Annotated in this window: 19 protein-coding genes; 14 read left to right on the plus strand and 5 right to left on the minus strand. The window is 71.1% G+C overall.

Annotation, left to right across the window (positions count from 1 at the left end; translation table 11 throughout):
* The first annotated feature begins 29 nt into the window (after window positions 1-29).
* The 3 genes from uvrB (at window position 30) to ABTY61_RS35680 (ending at window position 4123) form a co-directional block, all read left to right on the plus strand.
* A complete protein-coding gene (gene uvrB, locus ABTY61_RS35670; protein WP_350509331.1) occupies window positions 30-2120 on the plus strand; it encodes an excinuclease ABC subunit UvrB in 2091 nt (696 codons plus the stop codon).
* 244 nt (window positions 2121-2364) lie between these two features.
* Window positions 2365-2943, plus strand: a complete 579-nt coding sequence (locus ABTY61_RS35675; RefSeq protein ID WP_350509332.1) for a TerD family protein — start codon at window positions 2365-2367, stop codon at window positions 2941-2943.
* A 199-nt stretch (window positions 2944-3142) separates the two neighbouring features.
* A complete protein-coding gene (locus ABTY61_RS35680) occupies window positions 3143-4123 on the plus strand; it encodes a TerC family protein (RefSeq protein WP_350509333.1) in 981 nt (326 codons plus the stop codon).
* Window positions 4124-4197: 74 nt separating this feature from the next.
* Here the strand turns inward: ABTY61_RS35680 and ABTY61_RS35685 are convergent, their stop codons facing one another.
* Both ABTY61_RS35685 and ABTY61_RS35690 read right to left on the minus strand, forming a co-directional pair.
* A complete protein-coding gene (locus tag ABTY61_RS35685; RefSeq protein WP_350509334.1) occupies window positions 4198-4851 on the minus strand; it encodes an MBL fold metallo-hydrolase in 654 nt (217 codons plus the stop codon).
* Window positions 4852-4896: 45 nt separating this feature from the next.
* Window positions 4897-5631, minus strand: coding sequence for a maleylpyruvate isomerase family mycothiol-dependent enzyme (locus tag ABTY61_RS35690; protein WP_350509335.1), 735 nt, complete (start codon window positions 5629-5631; stop codon window positions 4897-4899).
* Between the two features lie 268 nt (window positions 5632-5899).
* Between ABTY61_RS35690 and uvrA the strand changes: the two genes are divergently transcribed.
* The 11 genes from uvrA (at window position 5900) to ABTY61_RS35745 (ending at window position 18930) form a co-directional block, all read left to right on the plus strand.
* On the plus strand, window positions 5900-8869 hold the full coding sequence (gene uvrA / locus ABTY61_RS35695; protein WP_350509336.1) for an excinuclease ABC subunit UvrA: 2970 nt from the start codon (window positions 5900-5902) through the stop codon (window positions 8867-8869).
* A 135-nt stretch (window positions 8870-9004) separates the two neighbouring features.
* Window positions 9005-9448, plus strand: coding sequence for a Rieske (2Fe-2S) protein (locus ABTY61_RS35700; protein WP_350509337.1), 444 nt, complete (start codon window positions 9005-9007; stop codon window positions 9446-9448).
* Between the two features lie 42 nt (window positions 9449-9490).
* Window positions 9491-11548: an excinuclease ABC subunit UvrC gene (uvrC, locus tag ABTY61_RS35705; protein WP_350509338.1), complete on the plus strand. Its 2058-nt coding sequence runs from the start codon at window positions 9491-9493 to the stop codon at window positions 11546-11548.
* Between the two features lie 172 nt (window positions 11549-11720).
* A complete protein-coding gene (gene rapZ, locus ABTY61_RS35710; protein WP_502895486.1) occupies window positions 11721-12551 on the plus strand; it encodes an RNase adapter RapZ in 831 nt (276 codons plus the stop codon).
* A gap of 66 nt (window positions 12552-12617) precedes the next feature.
* Window positions 12618-13703: a gluconeogenesis factor YvcK family protein gene (locus tag ABTY61_RS35715; protein ID WP_387930109.1), complete on the plus strand. Its 1086-nt coding sequence runs from the start codon at window positions 12618-12620 to the stop codon at window positions 13701-13703.
* Complete coding sequence (gene whiA / locus ABTY61_RS35720) at window positions 13694-14674, plus strand: DNA-binding protein WhiA (protein WP_188308910.1); 981 nt, start codon at window positions 13694-13696, stop codon at window positions 14672-14674. The genes ABTY61_RS35715 and whiA overlap by 10 nt, the downstream gene beginning before the upstream one ends.
* Before the next feature lie 286 nt (window positions 14675-14960).
* Window positions 14961-15965 (plus strand): type I glyceraldehyde-3-phosphate dehydrogenase, encoded by a 1005-nt coding sequence (gap, locus tag ABTY61_RS35725; protein ID WP_350509340.1) that lies wholly within the window; start codon window positions 14961-14963, stop codon window positions 15963-15965.
* 152 nt (window positions 15966-16117) lie between these two features.
* Window positions 16118-17323, plus strand: a complete 1206-nt coding sequence (locus ABTY61_RS35730; RefSeq protein ID WP_350509341.1) for a phosphoglycerate kinase — start codon at window positions 16118-16120, stop codon at window positions 17321-17323.
* A 4-nt stretch (window positions 17324-17327) separates the two neighbouring features.
* A complete protein-coding gene (gene tpiA, locus ABTY61_RS35735) occupies window positions 17328-18113 on the plus strand; it encodes a triose-phosphate isomerase (protein ID WP_350509342.1) in 786 nt (261 codons plus the stop codon).
* An 87-nt stretch (window positions 18114-18200) separates the two neighbouring features.
* Window positions 18201-18437, plus strand: a complete 237-nt coding sequence (gene secG, locus ABTY61_RS35740; protein ID WP_350509343.1) for a preprotein translocase subunit SecG — start codon at window positions 18201-18203, stop codon at window positions 18435-18437.
* Between the two features lie 205 nt (window positions 18438-18642).
* On the plus strand, window positions 18643-18930 hold the full coding sequence (locus ABTY61_RS35745; RefSeq protein WP_254553118.1) for an RNA polymerase-binding protein RbpA: 288 nt from the start codon (window positions 18643-18645) through the stop codon (window positions 18928-18930).
* Between the two features lie 155 nt (window positions 18931-19085).
* Here ABTY61_RS35745 and pgl read toward each other — a convergent pair whose 3' ends face one another.
* From pgl to zwf, 3 genes are read right to left on the minus strand one after another with little or no spacing between them, the layout of a single operon-like run.
* Window positions 19086-19874 carry a 6-phosphogluconolactonase gene (gene pgl / locus ABTY61_RS35750; protein WP_350509344.1) on the minus strand — a complete coding sequence of 263 codons (789 nt, stop codon included), beginning with the start codon at window positions 19872-19874 and terminating at the stop codon, window positions 19086-19088.
* Entirely contained in the window at window positions 19871-20959 is a 1089-nt protein-coding gene (gene opcA, locus ABTY61_RS35755; RefSeq protein WP_350509345.1) for a glucose-6-phosphate dehydrogenase assembly protein OpcA, read from the minus strand. Before opcA ends, pgl begins: the two co-directional genes overlap by 4 nt.
* Window positions 20956-22512 carry a glucose-6-phosphate dehydrogenase gene (zwf, locus tag ABTY61_RS35760; protein WP_350509346.1) on the minus strand — a complete coding sequence of 519 codons (1557 nt, stop codon included), beginning with the start codon at window positions 22510-22512 and terminating at the stop codon, window positions 20956-20958. Before zwf ends, opcA begins: the two co-directional genes overlap by 4 nt.
* Window positions 22513-22540 lie beyond the last annotated feature (28 nt).

Consider the following 22540-nt stretch of genomic DNA (forward strand, 5'->3'; position numbering starts at 1 on the left):
TTGTCGGCGGGGGGTCGTACGGTGGAGGCGTGCGTCCCATCACGAGTATTGAGCGGTCCGTGGCGCCCTTCGAGGTCGTCAGTCCCTTCCAGCCGAACGGTGACCAGCCGGCGGCGATCGCCGATTTGGAACGGCGGATCAGGGCGGGGGAGAAGGACGTCGTGCTGCTCGGTGCCACCGGCACCGGCAAGTCCGCCACCACGGCCTGGATGATCGAGAAGCTGCAGCGCCCCACCCTGGTGATGGCGCCGAACAAGACGCTGGCCGCGCAGCTGGCGAACGAGTTCCGCGAGCTGCTGCCGAACAACGCGGTCGAGTACTTCGTCTCGTACTACGACTACTACCAGCCGGAGGCGTACGTCCCGCAGACGGACACCTACATCGAGAAGGACTCCTCGATCAACGAGGAGGTCGAGCGGCTGCGGCACTCGGCGACCAACTCGCTGCTCACCCGCCGCGATGTGATCGTGGTCGCCTCGGTCTCCTGCATCTACGGCCTCGGCACCCCGCAGGAGTACGTGGACCGGATGGTCCCGCTCAAGGTCGGCCAGGAGATCGACCGCGACGTGCTGCTGCGCCGCTTCGTCGACATCCAGTACGCGCGCAACGACGTGGCCTTCACCCGCGGCACCTTCCGGGTCCGCGGCGACACCATCGAGATCTTCCCGGTCTACGAGGAGCTCGCCGTCCGGATCGAGATGTTCGGCGACGAGATCGAGTCGCTCTACACCCTGCACCCGCTCACCGGCGAGATCATCAGCCAGGACGAGCAGATCTACGTCTTCCCCGCCTCGCACTACGTGGCCGGCCCCGAGCGCATGGAGCGGGCGATCACCGGCATCGAGCAGGAGCTGGAGCAGACGCTCGCCAAGCAGGAGAAGCAGGGCAAGCTGCTGGAGGCCCAGCGGCTGCGGATGCGCACCACCTACGACATCGAGATGCTTCGCCAGATCGGCACCTGCTCGGGCGTCGAGAACTACTCGATGCACTTCGACGGCCGCGAGCCCGGCTCCCCGCCGAACACCCTGCTGGACTACTTCCCGGAGGACTTCCTCCTGGTCATCGACGAGTCGCACGTGACCGTCCCGCAGATCGGCGCGATGTACGAGGGCGACGCCTCGCGCAAGCGCACCCTGGTCGAGCACGGGTTCCGGCTGCCGTCCGCGATGGACAACCGCCCGCTCAAGTGGGAGGAGTTCCTGGGCCGGATCGGCCAGACGGTGTACCTGTCGGCGACGCCGGGCCCGTACGAGCTGTCGCGCGGCGACGGCCAGGTGGAGCAGATCATCCGCCCGACCGGTCTGATCGACCCCGAGGTGATCGTCAAGCCGACCGAGGGACAGATCGACGACCTGGTGCACGAGGTCCGCAAGCGGGTCGAGAAGGACGAGCGCGTCCTGGTCACCACGCTGACCAAGAAGATGGCCGAGGACCTCACCGACTACATGCTGGGCCTGGACATCCGGGTCCGGTACCTGCACAGCGATGTGGACACCCTGCGCCGGGTGGAGCTGCTGCGCGAGCTGCGGGCGGGCCGGTACGACGTGCTGGTCGGCATCAACCTGCTGCGCGAGGGCCTGGACCTGCCCGAGGTGTCGCTGGTGGCGATCCTGGACGCGGACAAGGAGGGCTTCCTGCGCTCCGGCACCTCGCTGATCCAGACGATCGGCCGCGCGGCCCGCAACGTCTCCGGGCAGGTGCACATGTACGCGGACCGGATCACCCCGTCGATGGAGAAGGCGATCGACGAGACCAACCGGCGCCGGGCCGTGCAGCAGGCCTACAACAAGGAGCACGGGATCGACCCGCAGCCGCTGCGGAAGAAGATCGGCGACATCCTGGACACCCTCGCCCGGGAGGACGTGGACACCGACGAGCTGCTCTCCTCCGGCTACCGCAACCAGGGGAAGGGCAAGGCCCCGGTGCCGGCGCTGGGCGCGGAGCGCAAGCCCGCCAAGTCGCTGCCGGCCGCCGAGCTGGCGGAGCTGATCCAGGAGATGACCGACCGGATGCACACGGCCGCCGCGGACCTCCAGTTCGAGGTCGCGGCGCGGCTGCGCGACGAGGTCAAGGAGTTGAAGAAGGAGCTGCGGCAGATGCGCGAGGCGGGTGTGGCCTGACGGGCGCGCCGGGTTTGGCCGGTTCGGCACCGGTCAAGCCCGGCGGTGTCTCAGCCTTGCCACAAACCGGGTAACCCGGAGGAGTCGCGGGTGCCGCAGGCCCTAGGCTGGCCTGCGGCACCGCGCCCTCGGGACGGGGTCGCGGGCCGCCAGCAGAGGGGGCCTCAGCCGGGGGACGGCGACGGGGTGTTCCACCGGGGAGCCGTGCGGCAGCGAGCGCGCGGCCGGCAGAGAGGACAACGTCGTGTCGGTGAACCTTGCCAAGGGGCAGCGGGTCAGCCTCCAGAAGGGGGCGGGCGGCACCCTGACCGTGGTGCGGATGGGCCTGGGCTGGCAGGCCGCCCCCAAGCGGGGCCTGTTCGGCAGCCGGACCAGGAAGATCGACCTGGACGCCTCGGCGCTGCTGTACGCCGAGCGGACCCCGTCCGACGTGGTGTTCTTCCAGCACCTGGAGTCCACCGACGGCTCGGTGCGGCACACCGGGGACAACCTGGAGGGCGGCTCGGGCGACGAGGACGACGAGGCGATCCTGGTCGACCTGCTGCACGTGCCGCCGCACATCACCCAGGTGGTGTTCACGGTCAGCTCGTACACCGGGCAGACCTTCGCCGAGGTGCGCCAGGCGCACTGCCGGCTGGTGGACGAGGCCACCGGGCTGGAGCTGGCCCGGTACGAGCTGGCGGGCGGCGGGCCGCACACCGGGCAGATCATGGCGAAGGTGGTCCGGGACGGCAACGGCGGCTGGGAGATGCAGGCGATCGGCGCCCCGGCGAAGGGGCGGACCTTCCAGGACCTGCTGCCGGCGATCGAGCCGTTCCTCTGACGGTTCTTTACCTTCTTTACCTTTCCTTGCCTCCCCTGTTACTCTCGATGGCAGCGGAGGGGAGTATTCCTCGACAGCCGACCCCGTCATCACGGGTGCCCGTCGTGGCACCCCGGGGCGCTGGTCCCGGGTGAGCCCGTGGGCGGAAGAGACCTCCGGCAGTGACGACCTGTCTCGCCTAGCTGCCGGAGGAGCAGTAATGGACGTTTCCGTAGCCATGTGGGCCACCACGATCGGTGTGCTGATCGCACTGATCACGGCGGACTTCTTCATCGGAGGGCGCAAGCCGCACGAGGTCTCGATCAAGGAGGCCGGGATCTGGACGGTCGTCTGGGTCGTGCTGGCGCTGCTCTTCGGCGGTTTCCTCTGGTGGCACTCCGGCGCGCAGCCGGCCGGTGAGTTCTTCGCCGGCTACATCACCGAGAAGTCGCTCAGTGTCGACAACCTCTTCGTGTTCATCCTGATCATGGGCAAGTTCGCGGTGCCGAGGATCTACCAGCAGCGCGTGCTGATGTTCGGTGTGATCATCGCGCTGGTGCTGCGGGCGGTGTTCATCGCCGGCGGTGCGGCGCTGGTCACCCAGTTCTCCTGGGTGTTCTTCATCTTCGGCGCCTTCCTGATCTGGACGGCCTGGAAGCTGATCAAGGAGGCCCGGGCGGACGAGGAGGACGAGGAGTTCGAGGAGAACCGCCTGCTCAAGTCGATCACCCGGCGCTTCCCGTCGGCTGATCGGTACCACGGCACCAAGCTGTTCGTCCGGGAGAACGGCCGCCGGCTGATCACCCCGATGCTGATCGTCATGCTGGCGATCGGCACCACGGACGTGCTGTTCGCCCTGGACTCGATCCCGGCCATCTTCGGCCTGACCCAGGACCCGTACATCGTCTTCACGGCGAACGCCTTCGCCCTGATGGGCCTGCGCCAGCTGTACTTCCTGATCGGCGGGCTGCTCAAGAAGCTGGTCCACCTGAGCTACGGCCTCTCGGTGATCCTCGGCTTCATCGGCGTGAAGCTGGTGCTGCACGCCGCCCACGAGGCCGGCGCGAACGTCCCGGAGATCGGCATCCCGTTCTCGCTCGGCTTCATCGTGGTGGTGCTGGCCGTGACGACGGTGACCAGCCTGATGGCCTCGAAGAAGGCCGAGCAGGCCGGGCGGGAGCCCGAGAAGCTGGACGCCTGACCCTCCCGCACGACGCACCGGGGCCCCGCGACGCAGACCGCGTCGCGGGGCCCCGGTGCGTCCGGGAGCGGAAGTCACCAGCCGCGCTCGCGCCACTCGGCGAGGTGCGGGCGCTCCGCGCCGAGGGTGGTGTCGTTGCCGTGGCCGGGGTAGATCCAGGCCTCGTCGGGCAGCACGTCGAAGATCTTCTCCTTGACGTCCCGGAAGAGGGTCTTGAAGGCCTCCGGGTCGCCCCAGGTGTTGCCGACCCCGCCGGGGAAGAGGCAGTCGCCGGTGAAGACGTGGGGGTGGCCCTGGGGGTCGTCGTAGATGAGCACGATCGCGCCCGGCGTGTGGCCGACCAGGTGCCGGACGGTGAGCTCGACGTCGCCGACCCGCAAGGTGTCGCCGTCCGCGAGCCGCAGCTCGGTGGGGACGTCGATGCCCTCGGCGTCGTGCTCCCCGGCGGCGGTCCGGGCGCCGGTGGTGGCGACCACCTCGGCCAGCGCGCCCCAGTGGTCCTGGTGCCGGTGGGTGGTGACCACGGTCGCGAGCTCGTCCCCGACGGTCTCCAGCAGCACCGGGGCGTCGGCGGCCGCGTCGATCAGCAGCTGCTCGTCGGTGGCCCGGCAGCGCAGCAGGTAGGCGTTGTTGTCGTACGGGCCGACGGCCACCTTGGTGATGATCAGGTGCGCCAGCTCGCGCACGTCCGGCGGCCCGCCGACCTTGACCGCTCCGTGGTACGTCATGCGTCCGCTCCTCGTTGTGTCGGTCCTGAGATCATCTTCCCGCCCTCAGCCCAGCGGGGGAAGCTGGGGGAGCGCGGTGTCGGGGGTGCGCTTGAGGTCCGCGCCGTCGGAGCGGCCGGCCAGCCAGGCGAGCAGGGAGCGGACGGGGCCGCGGACGGTCAGGGCGGGCTCGCCGGTGCCGATCAGGCCGGTGTCCCCGGTGTCCTCGGCGACCAGCTCGACGGCGGGCAGGTCGGCGCCGGCCAGCTTGGCGACGAGCTTGCGGAACTCGACGACCGCGAAGGCCTCCGGCCAGCGGGCGGGGGTGTAGCCGGCGTCCAGGTCGACCGCGTGGTACTCGAGCTCGCCGAGGCGCTTCCAGACGAGCTCCCAGGCCGGGAAGACCGCGCCCGAGCGGTGCCGCACCTCGGCGGCCCAGTCCTCGTCGGTCATCAGAGCGGCGGCGGCGAGGAAGCGCTCGTCGGACTCGCGCAGGTCGGCGAGCTGCTCGTCCAGCGGGCGGCCGGCGCCCTCCTGGATGTCCTCCTCGCGGGCGTTCTCGCTGGCGTACTGCGGGATGTCGGTGCCGGTGCGGGCGCCGGTCAGCAGGTTGACCAGGGAGTCGGCGTTGCGGGCGATGTGGGTCAGGACGTGGCCGCGGGTCCAGCCGGGGAGCGCGGAGGGCTCGGCGACGGCCTCCGGCTTGAGCTCGGCGACGGTCTGCAACAGCTCCCGGGTGCTGTCCGCCACCAGGGCGAGCCGCTCGGCGGCGTGGGCGGCTGCGGACTGCGGGTCGGTCATCGAATCTGCCTTCTGTACGGGGCGGCGCGTTGCCCGGAGCGGGCCTCGCTCGTTGACCCGTCGACGCTACCGCCGAATCCGAGCCCTGAGCAGGGCCTTTTTCGGTCCGGGTACGGACGGTCCGGCGGGCGCTCTCACTCGTTCGGGTGGACTCCGCTGGACAAAGTCGAGATTCGAACGTCTGAGCTATAGGCTGGCTGCCGCATCCTGGAAGAAGAACACCCCCCACACCGCAAGCCATCTCGTCCGGAGAAAGGCGCCAGAAGCAGTGGCCGACCGCCTCATCGTCCGCGGTGCTCGTGAGCACAACCTCAAGAACGTCTCGCTCGACCTGCCCCGCGACTCCCTCATCGTCTTCACGGGCCTCTCCGGCTCCGGCAAGTCCTCGCTCGCCTTCGACACGATCTTCGCCGAGGGCCAGCGCCGCTACGTCGAGTCGCTGTCCTCCTACGCACGCCAGTTCCTCGGGCAGATGGACAAGCCCGACGTCGACTTCATCGAAGGCCTCTCCCCGGCCGTCTCGATCGACCAGAAGTCCACCAACCGCAACCCCCGTTCGACCGTCGGCACCATCACCGAGGTCTACGACTACCTGCGCCTGCTGTTCGCCCGGATCGGCAAGCCGCACTGCCCGCACTGCGGCCGCCCGATCGCCAAGCAGTCGCCGCAGGCGATCGTGGACAAGGTGCTGGAGCTCGCCGAGGGCACCCGGTTCCAGGTGCTCAGCCCGGTGGTGCGCGAGCGCAAGGGCGAGTTCGTCGACCTGTTCGCCGACCTCCAGTCCAAGGGCTACTCGCGCGCCCGGGTCGACGGCGAGACGGTCCAGCTCGCCGAGCCGCCGAAGCTCAAGAAGCAGGAGAAGCACACCGTCGAGGTGGTCATCGACCGCCTGACCGTCAAGGAGAGCGCCAAGCGGCGGCTCACCGACTCGGTGGAGACGGCCCTGCGGCTCTCCGGCGGCATGGTCGTGCTCGACTTCGTCGACCTCCCCGAGGGCGACCCGGAGCGCGAGCGGATGTACTCCGAGCACCTCTACTGCCCGTACGACGACGTGTCGTTCGAGGAGCTGGAGCCGCGCTCGTTCTCCTTCAACTCGCCGTTCGGCGCCTGCCCGGACTGCTCGGGCCTGGGCAACCGGATGGAGGTGGACCCGGAGCTGGTCGTGCCGGACGTCGAGCGCTCGCTGGACGAGGGCGCGATCCACCCGTGGTCGGCCGGGCACGCCAAGGAGTACTTCCAGCGCCTGATCGACGCGCTCGGCGAGGAGCTCGGCTTCCGCACCGACATCCCCTGGGCCGGGCTGCCCGCCCGCGCCAAGAAGGCGCTGATGTACGGGCACAAGCACCAGGTGCAGGTCCGCTACCGCAACCGCTTCGGCCGCGAGCGCTCGTACAGCACGGGCTTCGAGGGGGCCGTCCCGTTCATCCAGCGCCGGCACACCGAGGCGGAGAGCGACAGCAGCCGCGAGCGCTTCGAGGGCTACATGCGCGAGGTGCCCTGCCCGACCTGCCAGGGCACCCGGCTCAAGCCGGTGGTGCTCGCGGTCACCGTCGAGGACAGGTCGATCGCCGACGTCTCCTCGATGTCGATCAGCGACTGCGCCGAGTTCCTGGGCGCGATGAAGCTCAACGACCGGGACAAGCAGATCGCCGAGCGGGTCCTCAAGGAGGTCAACGAGCGGCTGCGCTTCCTGGTCGACGTCGGCCTGGACTACCTGTCCCTGGACCGCGCGGCCGGCACCCTGTCCGGCGGCGAGGCCCAGCGCATCCGGCTGGCCACCCAGATCGGCTCCGGCCTGGTCGGGGTGCTCTACGTGCTGGACGAGCCGTCCATCGGCCTGCACCAGCGGGACAACCACCGGCTGATCGAGACGCTGGTGCGGCTGCGCGACATCGGCAACACCCTGATCGTGGTCGAGCACGACGAGGACACCATCAAGACCGCGGACTGGGTGGTGGACATCGGCCCGGGCGCCGGTGAGCACGGCGGCAAGGTGGTGCACTCCGGCGCGTTGAAGGGGCTGCTGACCAACAAGGAGTCGCTGACCGGGCAGTACCTCTCCGGCAAGCGCTCCATCCCGATCCCGGCCGCCCGCCGCGACCGGGACAAGAAGCGCCAGCTGACGGTGCACGGCGCCCGCGAGCACAACCTCAAGGACGTCACGGTCGGCTTCCCGCTCGGCACCTTCACGGCGATCACCGGCGTCTCCGGCTCCGGCAAGTCGACGCTGGTCAACGACATCCTGTACACCCACCTCGCCCGGGAGCTGAACGGCGCCCGCAGCGTGCCCGGCCGGCACACCCGGATCACCGGCACCGACCTGGTGGACAAGGTGGTGCACGTCGACCAGTCGCCGATCGGCCGCACCCCGCGGTCCAACCCGGCCACCTACACCGGGGTGTTCGACCACGTCCGCCGGCTCTTCGCGGAGACCCAGGAGGCCAAGGTCCGGGGCTACCTGCCCGGCCGGTTCTCCTTCAACGTCAAGGGCGGCCGCTGCGAGAACTGCACCGGTGACGGCACCATCAAGATCGAGATGAACTTCCTGCCGGACGTCTACGTCCCGTGCGAGGTGTGCCACGGCGCCAGGTACAACCGGGAGACGCTGGAGGTCCACTACAAGGGCAAGTCCATCGCCGAGGTGCTGGACATGCCGATCGAGGAGGGGCTGGCCTTCTTCGAGGCCGTCCCGGCGATCGCCCGCCACCTGCGGACGCTCAACGACGTCGGCCTCGGCTACGTCCGGCTCGGCCAGTCCGCGCCGACGCTCTCCGGCGGCGAGGCGCAGCGCGTCAAGCTCGCCTCCGAGCTGCAGAAGCGCTCCACCGGGCGGACGGTCTACGTGCTGGACGAGCCCACCACCGGCCTGCACTTCGAGGACATCAGCAAGCTGATCAAGGTGCTCAGCGGGCTGGTGGACAAGGGCAACACGGTGATCGTGATCGAGCACAACCTCGACGTGATCAAGACCGCCGACTGGGTGGTCGACATGGGCCCCGAGGGCGGCTCCGGCGGCGGCACGGTGGTCGCCGAGGGCACCCCGGAGCAGATCGCCGCCGCTTCGGAGAGCCACACCGGCAAGTTCCTCCGGGACATCCTGCCGGGTGACTTCGCCGACGCCCCGGTCGCGGCGCCGGCCAGGAAGGCACCCGCCAAGAAGGCGGCCGCCAAGGCACCCGCCAAGACGGCGGCGGCCAAGAAGGCCCCGAGCAAGCGGGCCGCGGCGGCGAAGAAGTAGGCCCGCCCCGCCGCTCCAGCCCGCCCCGCCGCCCCCGGGACGTCCCGCCTTGCGGGCGTCCCGGGAGCGGCGGGGCGGGTGCGGCATAGACTTCCGTGGTCCCTCGCAGCAGCAGCACACCGTAGGAGCGCACCGATGTCCGAGGCCCCCGAGACCAGCCCCGCCACCTCCCGCCGCACCCTGCTCTGCGGGGCTGCGGCCGTGTTGGCGGCCGGCGGCACCCTGGCGGTCACCGGCTGCAGTTCCTCGGCCGGCTCCTCCGACTCCACCAGCGCGCCCAAGGGCCCGGTGGACCTCGGCCCGGCCTCGGCCGTCCCGGTCGGCGGCGGCACGGTGTTCCGCGAGCAGAAGATCGTCGTGACCCAGCCGACCGAGGGCCAGTACAAGGCGTTCAGCGCCAAGTGCACCCACGCCGGCTGCATCGTGGACCAGGTGAAGAAGGAGCAGATCCAGTGCCCCTGCCACGGCAGCCGGTTCGGCATCGCCGACGGCGCGGTGCAGGACGGCCCGGCCCCCAGCCCGCTGCCCGCCTACGTCGTCACGGTCGAGGGCGGCAACCTCAAGGTGACCCCGAGCTGAAGCAGTTGATCGACTTCGAGCCGAACTCGGTACGGTGGACCCATGGCTGACCCGAGCACCTACCGCCCGGCTCCGGGCGCGATCCCGACCTCCCCGGGCGTCTACAAGTTCCGTGACGCCCACGGCCGGGTCATCTACGTCGGCAAGGCCAAGAGCCTGCGGCCGCGGCTGTCGTCCTACTTCCAGGACCTGGCCGGCCTGCACCCGCGCACCGCGACCATGGTCACCACCGCCGCCTCGGTGGAGTGGACCGTGGTCGCCACCGAGGTCGAGGCGCTCCAGCTGGAGTACTCCTGGATCAAGGAGTTCGACCCGCGGTTCAACGTCAAGTACCGCGACGACAAGAGCTATCCGGAACTGGCGGTCACCCTCAACGAGGAGTACCCGCGGGTCCAGGTGATGCGCGGGGCGCACAAGAAGGGCGTGCGCTACTTCGGCCCCTACGGGCACGCCTGGGCGATCCGCGAGACGGTCGACCTGCTGCTGCGCGTCTTCCCCGTCCGCACCTGCTCCAACGGCGTCTTCAAGCGCGCCCGGCAGGTCGGCCGCCCCTGCCTGCTCGGCTACATCGGCAAGTGCGCCGCCCCCTGCGTCGGCAAGGTCTCCGGGGACGAACACCGGGCGCTGGCCGAGGACTTCTGCGACTTCATGGCCGGGCGCACCGGCAACTACCTGCGCCGGCTGGAAGAGCAGATGCAGGAGGCCGCCGCCGAGATGGAGTACGAGAAGGCGGCCCGGCTGCGGGACGACATCGGCGCCCTCAAGCGCGCGATGGAGAAGAACGCCATCGTGCTCGCCGACGCCACCGACGCCGACCTGCTGGCCGTGGCCGAGGACGAACTGGAGGCCGCCGTCCAGATCTTCCACGTCCGCGGCGGCCGGGTGCGCGGCCAGCGCGGCTGGGTCACCGACAAGGTCGAGGACGTGGACACCGCCGGCCTGGTCGAGCACGCCCTCCAGCAGCTCTACGGCGGTGCCGGCCCGGACGAGCGCAATGAGTCCGTCCCGCGCGAGGTGCTCGTCCCCGCCCTGCCCGAACCGGCCGCCCCGGTCCGGGAGTGGCTCAGCGGGCTGCGCGGCAGCCAGGTCGACCTGCGGATCCCGCAGCGCGGCGACAAGAAGGACCTGATGGCCACCGTGCAGCGCAACGCCCAGCACGCGCTGGCCCTGCACAAGACCAAGCGCGCCTCCGACCTCACCACCCGCAGCCGCGCCCTCCAGGAGATCGCCGACGCGCTGGAGCTGGACTCCGTCCCGCTGCGGATCGAGTGCTACGACATCTCCCACCTCCAGGGCGAGGACGTGGTCGCCTCGATGGTCGTCTTCGAGGACGGCCTGGCCCGCAAGAGCGAGTACCGGCGCTTCCAGATCAAGGGCTTCGAGGGCCAGGACGACGTCCGCTCGATGCACGAGGTGATCAGCCGCCGCTTCCGCCGCTACCTCCAGGAACGCGAGCAGACCGGCGAGTGGGCCGTCCCGGAGGAGCCCGACGAGGACCGGCCCGGCGACGGCCCGCGCAGCGAGGACGGCCGCCCCAAGCGCTTCGCCTACCCGCCTCAGCTGCTGGTGGTCGACGGCGGCCAGCCGCAGGTCGCCGCTGCCAGGCGCGCCCTGGACGAACTCGGCATCGACGACGTCGCGCTGTGCGGCCTCGCCAAGCGCCTGGAGGAGGTCTGGCTGCCCGGCGAGGACGACCCGGTTGTGCTGCCCCGCTCCAGCGAGGGCCTCTATCTGCTCCAGCGGGTCCGCGACGAGGCCCACCGCTTCGCGATCGGCTACCAGCGCGCCAAGCGTTCCAAGCGACTCACCGCCGGGGAACTGGACTCCGTCCCGGGCCTCGGCGAGACTCGCCGCCAGGCGCTGCTCAAGCACTTCGGCTCGCTGAAGAAGCTCAGGGCCGCCACCGTCGACGAGCTCTGCGCGGTACCCGGCATCGGGCGCCGCACCGCGGAGACTGTTGCGGCGGCGTTGTCGTCCCGTACACCCGCCGCACCCGCGGTCAACACCGCGACCGGCGAGATCATCGAGGACGGGGCCGACGAGGCACCCGAGCCGGTGGCCGCAGCACCTCAGACCGCACCATCCCAGGAGACGCCATGACGGCCGACGCCGCCCGTCTGTCGGCGCGCCCCGACCCCGCCCGGCTGTCCGGGACGGGGAAGGGCGGCCGTGCCGTGCGCGTTCTCCCCAGTAGAAAGACCGAGAGCGGGGAACCGAAGTGACCGTGTCAGACGTGGCCGAGAACGCGCCGGAGCTGGTGATCATCTCCGGCATGTCCGGAGCCGGCCGCTCCACCGCCGCGAAGTGCCTGGAGGACCTCGGCTGGTTCGTGGTGGACAACCTGCCGCCGGCCCTGATCCCCACCATGGTCGACCTGGGCGCCCGCTCCCAGGGCAACGTCGCCCGGATCGGCGTGGTCGTGGACGTCCGCGGCCGCCAGTTCTTCGACGACCTGCTCACCTCGCTGGACGAGTTGGAGAAGCGCGGCGTCCGCCTCCGGGTGGTCTTCCTGGACTCCTCCGACGAGGCGCTGGTCCGCCGCTTCGAGAGCGTGCGCCGCCCGCACCCGCTGCAGGCCGACGGCCGGATCGTGGACGGCATCGCCCAGGAGCGCGACCTGCTGCGCGACCTGCGCGGCGAGGCCGACCTGGTGATCGACACCTCGAACCTCAACGTGCACCAGCTGCGCGCCAAGCTGGACGCCCAGTTCGCCGACCACGACGAGCCCGAGCTGCGCGCCACCGTGATGTCCTTCGGCTTCAAGTACGGCCTGCCGGTCGACGCCGACCTGGTGGTGGACTGCCGCTTCCTGCCCAACCCGCACTGGGTGCCCGAGCTGCGGGCCCGCACCGGCACCGATTCGGACGTCGCCGACTACGTGTTCCAGCAGCCCGGTGCCAACGAGTTCCTGAACGGTTACGCCGAGCTGCTGCGCATCGTCACCGAGGGGTACCGCCGGGAGGGGAAGCGCTACATGACGCTTGCCGTAGGCTGCACCGGTGGCAAGCACCGCAGCGTCGCCATGTCCGAGCGTCTGACCAAGCGTCTCATCGCCGACGGAGTCGAGACGGTGCTCGTCCACCGTGACATGGGACGGGAATAACCGCCGCCTTCCCCTGCCGGAGCCCCGGCGGAGCCGGTGGCGGCGCCGAGGAACGCGAGGTGATGTGTGGCGGGATACGTGCCCGGGCGGCAGCCGCAGAGCAGGACCGGCGAACGGGTGGGAAGCCCTTCGCCGAGTCGTCCGCGGAGCAGTCCCGCCCGGGCCAATCCGGCCCCCAGGATCACCGCGCTCGGCGGCGGCCAGGGCCTGTCCGCCTCGCTGTCGGCGCTGCGCCGGCTCACCAGCGACCTCACCGCGGTAGTCACCGTCGCCGATGACGGCGGCTCCAGCGGGCGGCTGCGCGAGGAGCTGGGGGTGCTGCCGCCCGGTGACCTGCGCAAGGCGCTGGCCGCGCTGTGCGGGGACGACGACTGGGGCCGCACCTGGTCCGAGGTGATCCAGCAGCGTTTCACCGGCAACGGCGAGCTGGGCGGCCACGCCGTCGGCAACCTGCTGATCGTGGCGCTGTGGGAGAAGCTCGGCGACCCGGTGGCGGCGCTGGACTGGGTCGGCCGGCTGCTGAACGTCCAGGGCCGGGTGCTGCCGATGTCGGCGGTGCCGCTGGACATCGAGGCGACCGTGCGCGGCCACGACCCGGCCCGCCCGGCCGAGGTCACGGCCGTCCGCGGCCAGGCCGACGTGGCCGTCACCCCCGGCACCGTGCAGTCGATCCGGCTGCTGCCGGACGAGCCGCCGGCCGTCCCGGAGGCGGTCACGGCGGTCCGGGAGGCGGACTGGGTGGTGCTCGGCCCCGGCTCCTGGTTCACCAGCGTGCTGCCGCACCTGCTGGTGCCCGAGCTGGCCAAGGCGCTGGTCGAGACCCGCGCCCGCCGCCTGCTCACGCTGAACCTGGCCCCGCAGCCGGGGGAGACCGAGGGCTTCACCCCGCAGCGTCACCTGGAGGTCATCGCCGACCACGCTCCCGACCTCGCGGTGGATGCGATCCTGGTGGACGAGCGCGCCGTCACGGGCGGCGCCTTCGGCCAGGCGGACCTGGCCGGACTGGAGAAGGCCGCCGAGCGGATGGGTGCCGCCCTGGTGCTCGGCACGGTGGCCCGCACCGACGGCACCCCGCGACACGACCCGGAGCTGTTGGCCGCCGCGTACGACCGGATTTTCCGGACACATGGAAGGATCGGGCCATGGCGATGACTCCAGCGGTGAAGGACGAGATCAGCCGGCTCCCGGTCACCCGGGCCTGCTGTCGCAAGGCTGAGGTGTCGGCGATCCTGCGGTTCGCGGGCGGGCTGCACATCGTGAGCGGCCGCATCGTGATCGAGGCGGAGCTGGACACCGGCGCGGCGGCGCGGCGGCTGCGCAAGGACCTGCTGGAGATCTTCGGGCACTCCTCCGACCTCGTGGTGATGGCGCCCGGCGGGCTGCGGCGCGGCAGCCGCTTCGTCGTCCGGGTGGTCAAGGACGGCGAGCTGCTGGCCCGCCAGACCGGCCTGGTGGACGGCCGCGGCCGGCCGATCCGGGGCCTGCCGCCGGCGGTCGTCTCCGGGGCCACCTGTGACGCGGAGGCCGCCTGGCGCGGGGCCTTCCTGGCGCACGGCTCGCTCACCGAGCCGGGCCGCTCCTCCTCGCTGGAGATCACCTGCCCCGGCTCCGAGGCGGCGCTGGCCCTGGTCGGCGCGGCCCGCCGGCTCGGCATCCCGGCCAAGGCCCGCGAGGTGCGCGGGGTGGACCGGGTGGTCATCCGCGACGGTGACGCGATCGGCGCGCTGCTGACCCGCCTGGGGGCACACGAGTCGGTGCTCGCCTGGGAGGAGCGCCGGATGCGGCGGGAGGTCCGGGCCACCGCCAACCGGCTCGCCAACTTCGACGACGCCAACCTGCGCCGCTCGGCCCGCGCCGCGGTGGCGGCGGGCGCCCGGGTGCAGCGCGCGCTGGAGATCCTCGGCGAGGAGGTGCCCGAGCACCTGGCCGCGGCCGGCCAGCTGCGGATGCAGCACAAGCAGGCCTCGCTGGAGGAGCTGGGCGCGCTCGCCGACCCGCCGCTGACCAAGGACGCGGTGGCCGGCCGGATCCGCCGCCTGCTGGCGATGGCCGACAAGCGCGCCGCCGAGCTCGGCCTGCCGAGCACCGAGGCCAATCTGACCGACGAGATGGCGCTCAACTGAGGTGACCGACTGCGGCCGGTGTCCGGATTCCGGGCACCGGCCGCAGTCGTGTCCGGGGCCGGACGAGGTCGGACGGCGAACCGAAATTGGTCAAGACCACTTGACCAGGACCAACGGCCCGGGCGGGCAGGGACGGAGGGCCCCGCAACTCGCCACGCTGCGTCTTGCCAGGTGGCGCGATGTGCCCTCGCAGGGTCCGGAGAGGTAGGGTCGTAGGCGGTCGGGGACTTCCCAAATCTCATCCCCGTCGGCTCAGCGCCGGCGTACCTAACGAGGAGATCGGTTCGTGACGATCCGGGTAGGCATCAACGGCTTCGGCCGCATCGGCCGCAACTTCTTCCGCGCTGTCAAGGCCCAGGGCGCGGACATCGAGATCGTCGGTGTCAACGACCTCACCGACACGAAGACCCTGGCTCACCTGCTCAAGTACGACACCACCCTGGGGACCCTCCAGGCCGAGGTCTCGCACACCGAGGACAGCATCACCGTCGACGGCCACACCTTCAAGGTGACCGCCGAGCGTGACCCCGCCAACCTGCCGTGGGGGGCTCTGGGCGCCGACATCGTCGTCGAGTCCACCGGCATCTTCACCAAGGCCGAGGCTGCGAAGAAGCACCTCGCCGCCGGCGCGAAGAAGGTCATCATCTCGGCCCCCGCCACCGACGAGGACGTCACCATCGTCCTGGGTGTCAACGACGAGAAGTACGACGCCGCCAACCACCACATCATCTCCAACGCCTCCTGCACCACGAACTGCGTGGCGCCGATGGCGAAGGTGCTGAACGAGAGCTTCGGCATCGTCAAGGGTCTGATGACCACCGTCCACGCGTTCACCAACGACCAGGTGACCCTGGACTTCCCGCACAAGGACCTGCGTCGTGCTCGTGCGGCCTCGCAGAACATCATCCCGACCTCGACCGGTGCCGCCAAGGCGACCGCCCTGGTCCTGCCGGAGCTGAAGGGCAAGCTGGACGGCACCTCGCTGCGCGTCCCGGTCCCCACCGGTTCCATCACCGACCTGGTCGTCACGCTGGAGCGCGAGGTCACCAAGGAGGAGGTCAACGCGGCCTTCCAGAAGGCGGCGGAGGGTTCCCTCAAGGGCATCCTGGCCTACACCGAGGACCCGATCGTGTCGTCGGACATCGTCAACGACCCGGCCTCCTGCATCTTCGACTCGCAGCTCACCATGGTCCAGGGCAACCAGGTCAAGGTGCTCGGCTGGTACGACAACGAGTGGGGCTACTCGAACCGCGTCGTGGACCTGGTCACCCTCGTCGGTGGCCAGCTCTGACGCAGTGGGAGCTGACGTGATGTAAGGGCGAGGGCCCGGACGGCGACAACGTGCCGACCGGGCCCTCGTTCTGCGTACTAGGACTTCTCAGGCGGCCCCTGCGCCGTGCCGCCTCTGCGCATCAACCATCTCCCCAGGAGACAGAAGAACCCGTGAAGACCATCGAAGACCTGGACGTCGCCGGCAAGCGCGTCTTCGTGCGCGCCGACCTGAACGTCCCGCTGTCGGACGGCCGGATCACCGACGACGGCCGGATCCGCGCCGTGGCACCGACCATCGCCAAGCTCGTCGAGCGCGGCGCCAAGGTCGTCGTCGCCTCCCACCTCGGCCGCCCCAAGGGTGCGCCGGACCCGCAGTTCTCGCTCGCCCCGGTCGCCGAGCGCCTCGGCGAGATCCTCGGCAGGCCGGTCGCCTTCGCCGCCGACACCGTCGGTGAGTCCGCCGCGGCCGCCGTCGCCGGGCTGGCCGACGGCGAGGTCGCGCTGCTGGAGAACCTGCGCTTCAACGCCGGTGAGACCAGCAAGGACGACGCCGAGCGCAAGGCCTTCGCCGAGCAGCTGGCCGCCCTGGCGGACCTGTACGTCGGCGACGGCTTCGGCGCCGTGCACCGCAAGCACGCCTCCGTGTACGACCTCCCGGCCCTGCTGCCGCACGCCGTCGGCGACCTGATCGCCACCGAGGTCGGCGTGCTGAAGCGCCTCACCGAGGAGGTCGAGCGCCCGTACGTGGTGGTGCTCGGCGGCTCCAAGGTCTCGGACAAGGTCGGCGTGATCGACAACCTGCTCGGCAAGGCCGACCGCATCCTGATCGGCGGCGGCATGGCGTACACCTTCCTGTACGCGCTGGGCAACGAGGTCGGCATCTCGCTGCTGCAGAAGGACCAGGTCGACACCGTCCTGGAGTACCTGGAGCGGGCGAAGCAGAACGGCGTCGAGTTCGTCCTGCCGGTGGACGTCGCGGTCTCCGCGTCCTTCCCCGACACCAAGACCCACGCGCCGGTCGAGGACTTCGAGGTCGTCGACGCGGACAAGATCCCCGCGGACAAGGAGGGCCTGGACATCGGCCCGAAGACCCGCGAGCTGTTCGCCTCGAAGCTGGCCGACGCCAAGACCGTGTTCTGGAACGGCCCGGTGGGCGTCTTCGAGCACCCGACCTTCGCCGAGGGCACCAAGGCCGTCGCCCAGGCCCTGGTCGGCAGCGACGCGTTCACCGTGGTCGGCGGCGGCGACTCCGCCGCGGCCGTCCGCATCCTGGGCTTCGACGAGACGAAGTTCGGGCACATCTCGACCGGCGGTGGCGCGAGCCTCGAGTACCTGGAGGGCAAGACCCTCCCCGGTCTCGCCGCCCTGGAAGGCTGAAAGCATGACTGAGCGTCTCCCGCTGATGGCGGGCAACTGGAAGATGAACCTCAACCACCTCGAGGCCATCCAGCACACCCAGAAGCTGGCGTTCGCGCTGGCCGACAAGGACTACGAGGCCGTCGAGGTCGCCGTTCTGGTGCCGTTCACCGACCTCCGGTCGGTGCAGACCCTGGTCTTCGGCGACAAGCTGAAGATCAAGTACGGCTCGCAGGACATCTCCCAGCACGACGGCGGTGCCTACACCGGTGAGGTCTCCGGCCCGATGCTGGCCAAGCTCCAGTGCACCTACGCGGTGATCGGCCACTCGGAGCGCCGCCAGTACCACGGCGAGGACGAGGCGATCGTCAACGCCAAGGTCAAGGCCGCCTACCGGGCCGGGATCACCCCGATCCTGTGCATCGGCGAGCCGCTGGAGATCCGCAAGGCCGGCACCCACGTCGCGCACACGCTGGCCCAGCTGGACGGCGCCCTGGAGGGCGTCCCGGCTGACCAGGCCGAGTCGATGGTGGTCGCGTACGAGCCGGTCTGGGCGATCGGCACCGGCGAGGTGGCCACCCCGGAGGACGCGCAGGAGGTCTGCGCCGCGATCCGGGCCCGCCTCGCCGAGCTGTACAGCGCCGAGCTGGCCGACAAGGTCCGTGTGCTGTACGGCGGTTCGGTCAAGTCGTCGAGCGCGGCCGGCCTGATGGCCAAGCCCGACATCGACGGCGGTCTGATCGGCGGTGCCTCGCTGGACGCCGATGAGTTCGTCAAGATCGTGCGCTACCGTGAGCAGGCAGTAGGCTAACGCCGCCGCAGCAACGTAGGCTTTGGGGCCGGACCGCCGACAGCGGCCCGGCCCCGTCGCCGAAGATACGAGAGAGTTGGTCCGGTCGTGGTTCTCGGGTTCTCGATTGCCCTGATCATCTTCAGCCTGCTGATGATCCTGCTGGTGCTGCTGCACAAGGGGAAGGGCGGCGGCCTGTCGGACATGTTCGGTGGCGGTGCCATGTCCACCGGTGGCGGTTCGGCGGTGGCCGAGCGCAACCTGGACCGCATCACCATCGTGGTCGGCATCGGCTGGTTCGCCTCCATCATGGCGCTGGGCCTGGTCCTGAAGTACAAGAGCTGACGCAGCCCTGACGCCCCGTCGCCCGAGCGCCTATCCTGGGACGGTCGGGGGCGGAGGCGATGGTGGCGGAGGCTTAAGTCCTGCTTACACTAGGACGACTTTCGCCACCGACGCGCACCGCGGCGGGTCGGCGCACCAGCACGCAGGGAGTCAGACCGTGGCAAGTGGCAACGCCATCCGTGGGAGCAGGGTCGGGGCAGGCCCGATGGGGGAGGCGGAGCGCGGCGAGTCCGCTCCGCGCAGCAGGATCTCCTTCTGGTGCGCCAACAAGCACGAGACGCGCCCCAGCTTCGCCGCCGAGGCCGTCATCCCGGAGACCTGGGACTGCCCGCGCTGCGGCTTCCCGGCCGGGCAGGACGAGCACAACCCGCCGGCGCCCTCGCGCAACGAGCCCTACAAGACCCACCTCGCCTACGTCCGGGAGCGGCGCACCGACGCCGACGGCGAGGCGATCCTCGCCGAGGCGCTGGCCAAGCTGCGCGGCGAGATCTGACCATGCGAGCGGGCTGCGCGCGAGCGGCCGGAGGTGTGCGCGAGCGGGCCGAACGGGCGCGCAGGAGCGCCTGAGACGCGGAAAGGGCGCCACCGTCGAGTGACGGTGGCGCCCTTCGGCGTTTCCCCGCTGGGCCGAGGCCTGTCCGGCGGACCTCAGGCCGAGGACGGCGGGTACAGCTGCGCCGGGATCCGCTCCGCGGCGGCGCGGTCCAGCAGCCACAGGGTGCGGCTGCGGCCGTACGCGCCGGAGGCGGGCGCCTGGAGCTCGCCGGGGCCGGACAGGGCCAGCGCGACCGCGCCCGCCTTGTCCTCGCCGGCGGCCAGCAGCCAGACCTCGCGGGCCGCCCGGATCGCCGGGAGGGTGAGCGAGATCCGGGTCGGCGGGGGCTTGGGGGCCCCGCGCACGCCGACCACGGTCAGCTCGGTCTCCCGCACGCCCGGGTGCTCCGGGAAGAGCGAGGCGACGTGGGTGTCCGGGCCGACGCCGAGCAGCAGCACGTCGAAGGCCGGGACGCCGAACCGGTCGCCCGGCTCGGCGGCCTTCGCCAGCTCCTGCGCGTAGCGGGCGGCGGCCGCCTCCACGTCCGAGCCGTCCACCCCGTCCGAGGCGGGCATCTCGTGCACCCGCGCCGGGTCGAGCGGGACGGCGTCCAGCAGTTCGGCGCGGGCCTGGACGGCGTTGCGGTCCGGGTCGGCGGCGGAGACGAAGCGCTCGTCGCCCCACCACAGGTCCAGCCGGCCCCAGTCGACCGCGTCGCGCGCCGGGGAGGCGGCGATCGCGGCCAGCAGGGCGTTGCCGTTGCGGCCGCCGGTGAGCACCACCGAGGCGGTGCCGCGGGCGGCCTGGGCGTCCACGATCCGGGTGATCAGCCGGGCCGCGGCCGCCTGGGCCATCAGCTCCTTGTCCCGGTGGACGACCAGCTGCGGGGTCGCGGCCGTCATGCGCTGCCCTTGGCGGCGCGCTTGCCCGCGGCCTTCTTGGCGGCCGGCTTCTCCGCGTCGGCGGTCACCCGGGCCGGGTCGGCCACCGCGGCGTCGGCCGCTGCGGCCGCCGCGTCGGCGACGGGGCCGGCTGCTGCTGCCGGCGGGGTCTGCTCCGAGGGCTCGCTCAGCCGGTCGACGGGCGTGCGCACGGCCGTCGAGTAGATGTCGTCCGGGTCCAGCCGGCGCAGCTCCTCGGCGATCAGCTCGGCGGTCTCGCGCCGCTTGAGCGCCACCTGCCGGTCCGGCGAGCCGGGCATCGAGAGGGTGCCCATCAGGCCGTCCGGGCGGTCCAGGGTGATGTCCCCGTCCTTGGTGCGCAGGTGCACCGCGGTGATGCCGGGGCCGCCGGTGACGACCCGCTCGACCGGCACGCTCAGCCGGTTGAGCAGCCACAGGCCGAGTAGCTCGACGCTGGGGTTGTAGGACTCGCCCTCGACCACCACCGAGTGGATGGCGGCCGGCCGCTGGTCCAGTGCGGCGGCCAGCATGGAGCGCCAGCCGGTGAGCCGGGTCCAGGCCAGGTCGGTGTCGCCCGGGGTGTAGCTCTGGGACCGCTGGGCGAGCTGGCCGACCGGGGACTCGGCGGTGACCGCGTCGGTGATCCGGCGCTGGGCGAGCGCGCCCAGCGGGTCCTGCGCGGGGTGCTGCGGCGCGTTGTCCGGCCACCAGACCACGGTCGGGGCGTCCGGGAGCAGCAGCGGCAGGACCACCGACTGGGCGTGCGAGGCGAGTTCGCCGTGCATGCGCAGGATGACCGTTTCTCCGGAGCCGGCGTCCGAGCCGACCAGGATCTCGGCGTCCAGCCGGGTCTCGGCGCGGGCCCGGGGCGAGCGGCCGGCGCGCTTGATCACCGCGAGGGTGCGCATCGGGTGCTCGCGGGAGGCGTCGTTGGCGGCCTTGAGGGCGTCGTAGGCGCTGCCCTCGTCGGTCACGATCACCAGGGTGAGCACCATGCCGGCAGCGGTGGAGCCGCTGGTCCGGCGCGCCTCCATCAGCGCGGCGTTGATCTTGCTGGACGTCGTGTTGGTGAGGTCGATCTTCATGGCCGGCGCCAGCTCCTGCCGTCTCGTGCGAGCATCTCGTCCGCCTCGGTGGGGCCCCAGGTGCCCGCCGCGTACTGGGCGGGCTTGCCGTGGGCGTCCCAGTACTTCTCGATCGGGTCGAGGATCTGCCAGGAGAGCTCGACCTCCTGGTGCCGCGGGAACAGGTTGGCGTCGCCGAGCAGCACGTCGAGGATGAGCCGCTCGTACGCCTCCGGGCTGGACTCGGTGAAGGACTCGCCGTAGGCGAAGTCCATCGTGACGTCCCGGACCTCGAAGGAGGTGCCCGGCACCTTGGAGCCGAACCGCACCGTCACGCCCTCGTCCGGCTGGACCCGGATGACCAGGGCGTTCTGCCCCAGCTCCTCGGTCGCGTAGGAGTCGAACGGCAGGTACGGGGCGCGCTGGAAGACCACCGCGATCTCGGTGACCCGGCGGCCCAGCCGCTTGCCGGTGCGCAGGTAGAACGGCACGCCCGCCCAGCGGCGGTTGTTGATCTCCAGCTTGATGGCCGCGTAGGTGTCGGTCTTGGAGTCCGGGTCGATGCCGTCCTCGTCCAGGTAGCCGACCACCTCCTCGCCGCCCTGCCAGCCGGCCGCGTACTGGCCGCGCACGGTGTGCCGGCCGAGGTCGGCCGGGAGCTTGACGGCGCTGAGCACCTTGAGCTTCTCGGCCACCAGCGCCTTCGGGTGGAAGGACGCGGGCTCCTCGATGGCGGTGAGCGCCATCAGCTGCAGCAGGTGGTTCTGGATGACGTCACGGGCGGAGCCGATGCCGTCGTAGTAGCCGGCCCGGCCGCCGATGCCGATGTCCTCGGCCATGGTGATCTGCACGTGGTCGACGTACGACCGGTTCCAGATCGGCTCGAACATCTGGTTGGCGAAGCGCAGCGCCAGGATGTTCTGGACCGTCTCCTTGCCCAGGTAGTGGTCGATCCGGAAGACCTCGTCCCGGGGGAAGACCTCGTGGACGACCTTGTTGAGCTCCTGGGCGCTCTCCAGGTCGTGGCCGAAGGGCTTCTCGATGACGGCGCGGCGCCAGGAGCCCTGCGGCGGGTCGGCCAGGCCGTGCTTCTTGAGCTGCTGGACGACGGTCGGGAAGAACTTCGGCGGGACGGACAGGTAGAAGGCGAAGTTGCCGCCGGTGCCCTGGGCCTTGTCCAGCTCCTCGATGGTCTCGCGGAGCTTGTCGAAGGCCTCGTCGTCGTCGAAGGTGCCCTGGACGAAGCGCATGCCCTTGGCGAGCTGCTGCCAGACCTCCTCCCGGAACTGGGTCCGGGCGTGCTCCTTGACCGCGTCGTGGACCTCCTTGGCGAAGTCCTCGTCCTCCCACTCGCGGCGGGCGAAGCCCACCAGGGAGAAGCCCGGCGGCAGCAGACCCCGGTTGGCCAGGTCGTAGATGGCCGGCATCAGCTTCTTGCGGGACAGGTCGCCGGTGACCCCGAAGATGACCAGGCCGGACGGCCCCGCGATGCGCGGGAGCCGCCGGTCGGAGGGGTCACGAAGCGGGTTGACGGGGGCGGGCGGGAGGTCGTCCGCGTCCGATTCCGACGTCAACTCAGGGAAATCAGTGCTCACTTGGTGT

The sequence above is a fragment of the Kitasatospora sp. NPDC096128 genome (genome assembly GCF_040303105.1).
Classification (GTDB): domain Bacteria; phylum Actinomycetota; class Actinomycetes; order Streptomycetales; family Streptomycetaceae; genus Kitasatospora.

What these genes read in the sequence shown, in the direction of transcription:
- ABTY61_RS35680 (WP_350509333.1), top strand. Translation starts at nt 3,143, where the DNA reads ATGGACGTTTCCGTAGCCATGTGGGCCACCACGATCGGTGTGCTGATC.
- ABTY61_RS35685 (WP_350509334.1), bottom strand. Translation starts at nt 4,851, where the DNA reads ATGACGTACCACGGAGCGGTCAAGGTCGGCGGGCCGCCGGACGTGCGC.
- ABTY61_RS35690 (WP_350509335.1), bottom strand. Translation starts at nt 5,631, where the DNA reads ATGACCGACCCGCAGTCCGCAGCCGCCCACGCCGCCGAGCGGCTCGCC.
- ABTY61_RS35700 (WP_350509337.1), top strand. Translation starts at nt 9,005, where the DNA reads ATGTCCGAGGCCCCCGAGACCAGCCCCGCCACCTCCCGCCGCACCCTG.
- uvrC (WP_350509338.1), top strand. Translation starts at nt 9,491, where the DNA reads ATGGCTGACCCGAGCACCTACCGCCCGGCTCCGGGCGCGATCCCGACC.
- rapZ (WP_502895486.1), top strand. Translation starts at nt 11,721, where the DNA reads ATGTCCGGAGCCGGCCGCTCCACCGCCGCGAAGTGCCTGGAGGACCTC.
- whiA (WP_188308910.1), top strand. Translation starts at nt 13,694, where the DNA reads ATGGCGATGACTCCAGCGGTGAAGGACGAGATCAGCCGGCTCCCGGTC.
- tpiA (WP_350509342.1), top strand. Translation starts at nt 17,328, where the DNA reads ATGACTGAGCGTCTCCCGCTGATGGCGGGCAACTGGAAGATGAACCTC.
- ABTY61_RS35745 (WP_254553118.1), top strand. Translation starts at nt 18,643, where the DNA reads ATGGGGGAGGCGGAGCGCGGCGAGTCCGCTCCGCGCAGCAGGATCTCC.
- pgl (WP_350509344.1), bottom strand. Translation starts at nt 19,874, where the DNA reads ATGACGGCCGCGACCCCGCAGCTGGTCGTCCACCGGGACAAGGAGCTG.
- opcA (WP_350509345.1), bottom strand. Translation starts at nt 20,959, where the DNA reads ATGAAGATCGACCTCACCAACACGACGTCCAGCAAGATCAACGCCGCG.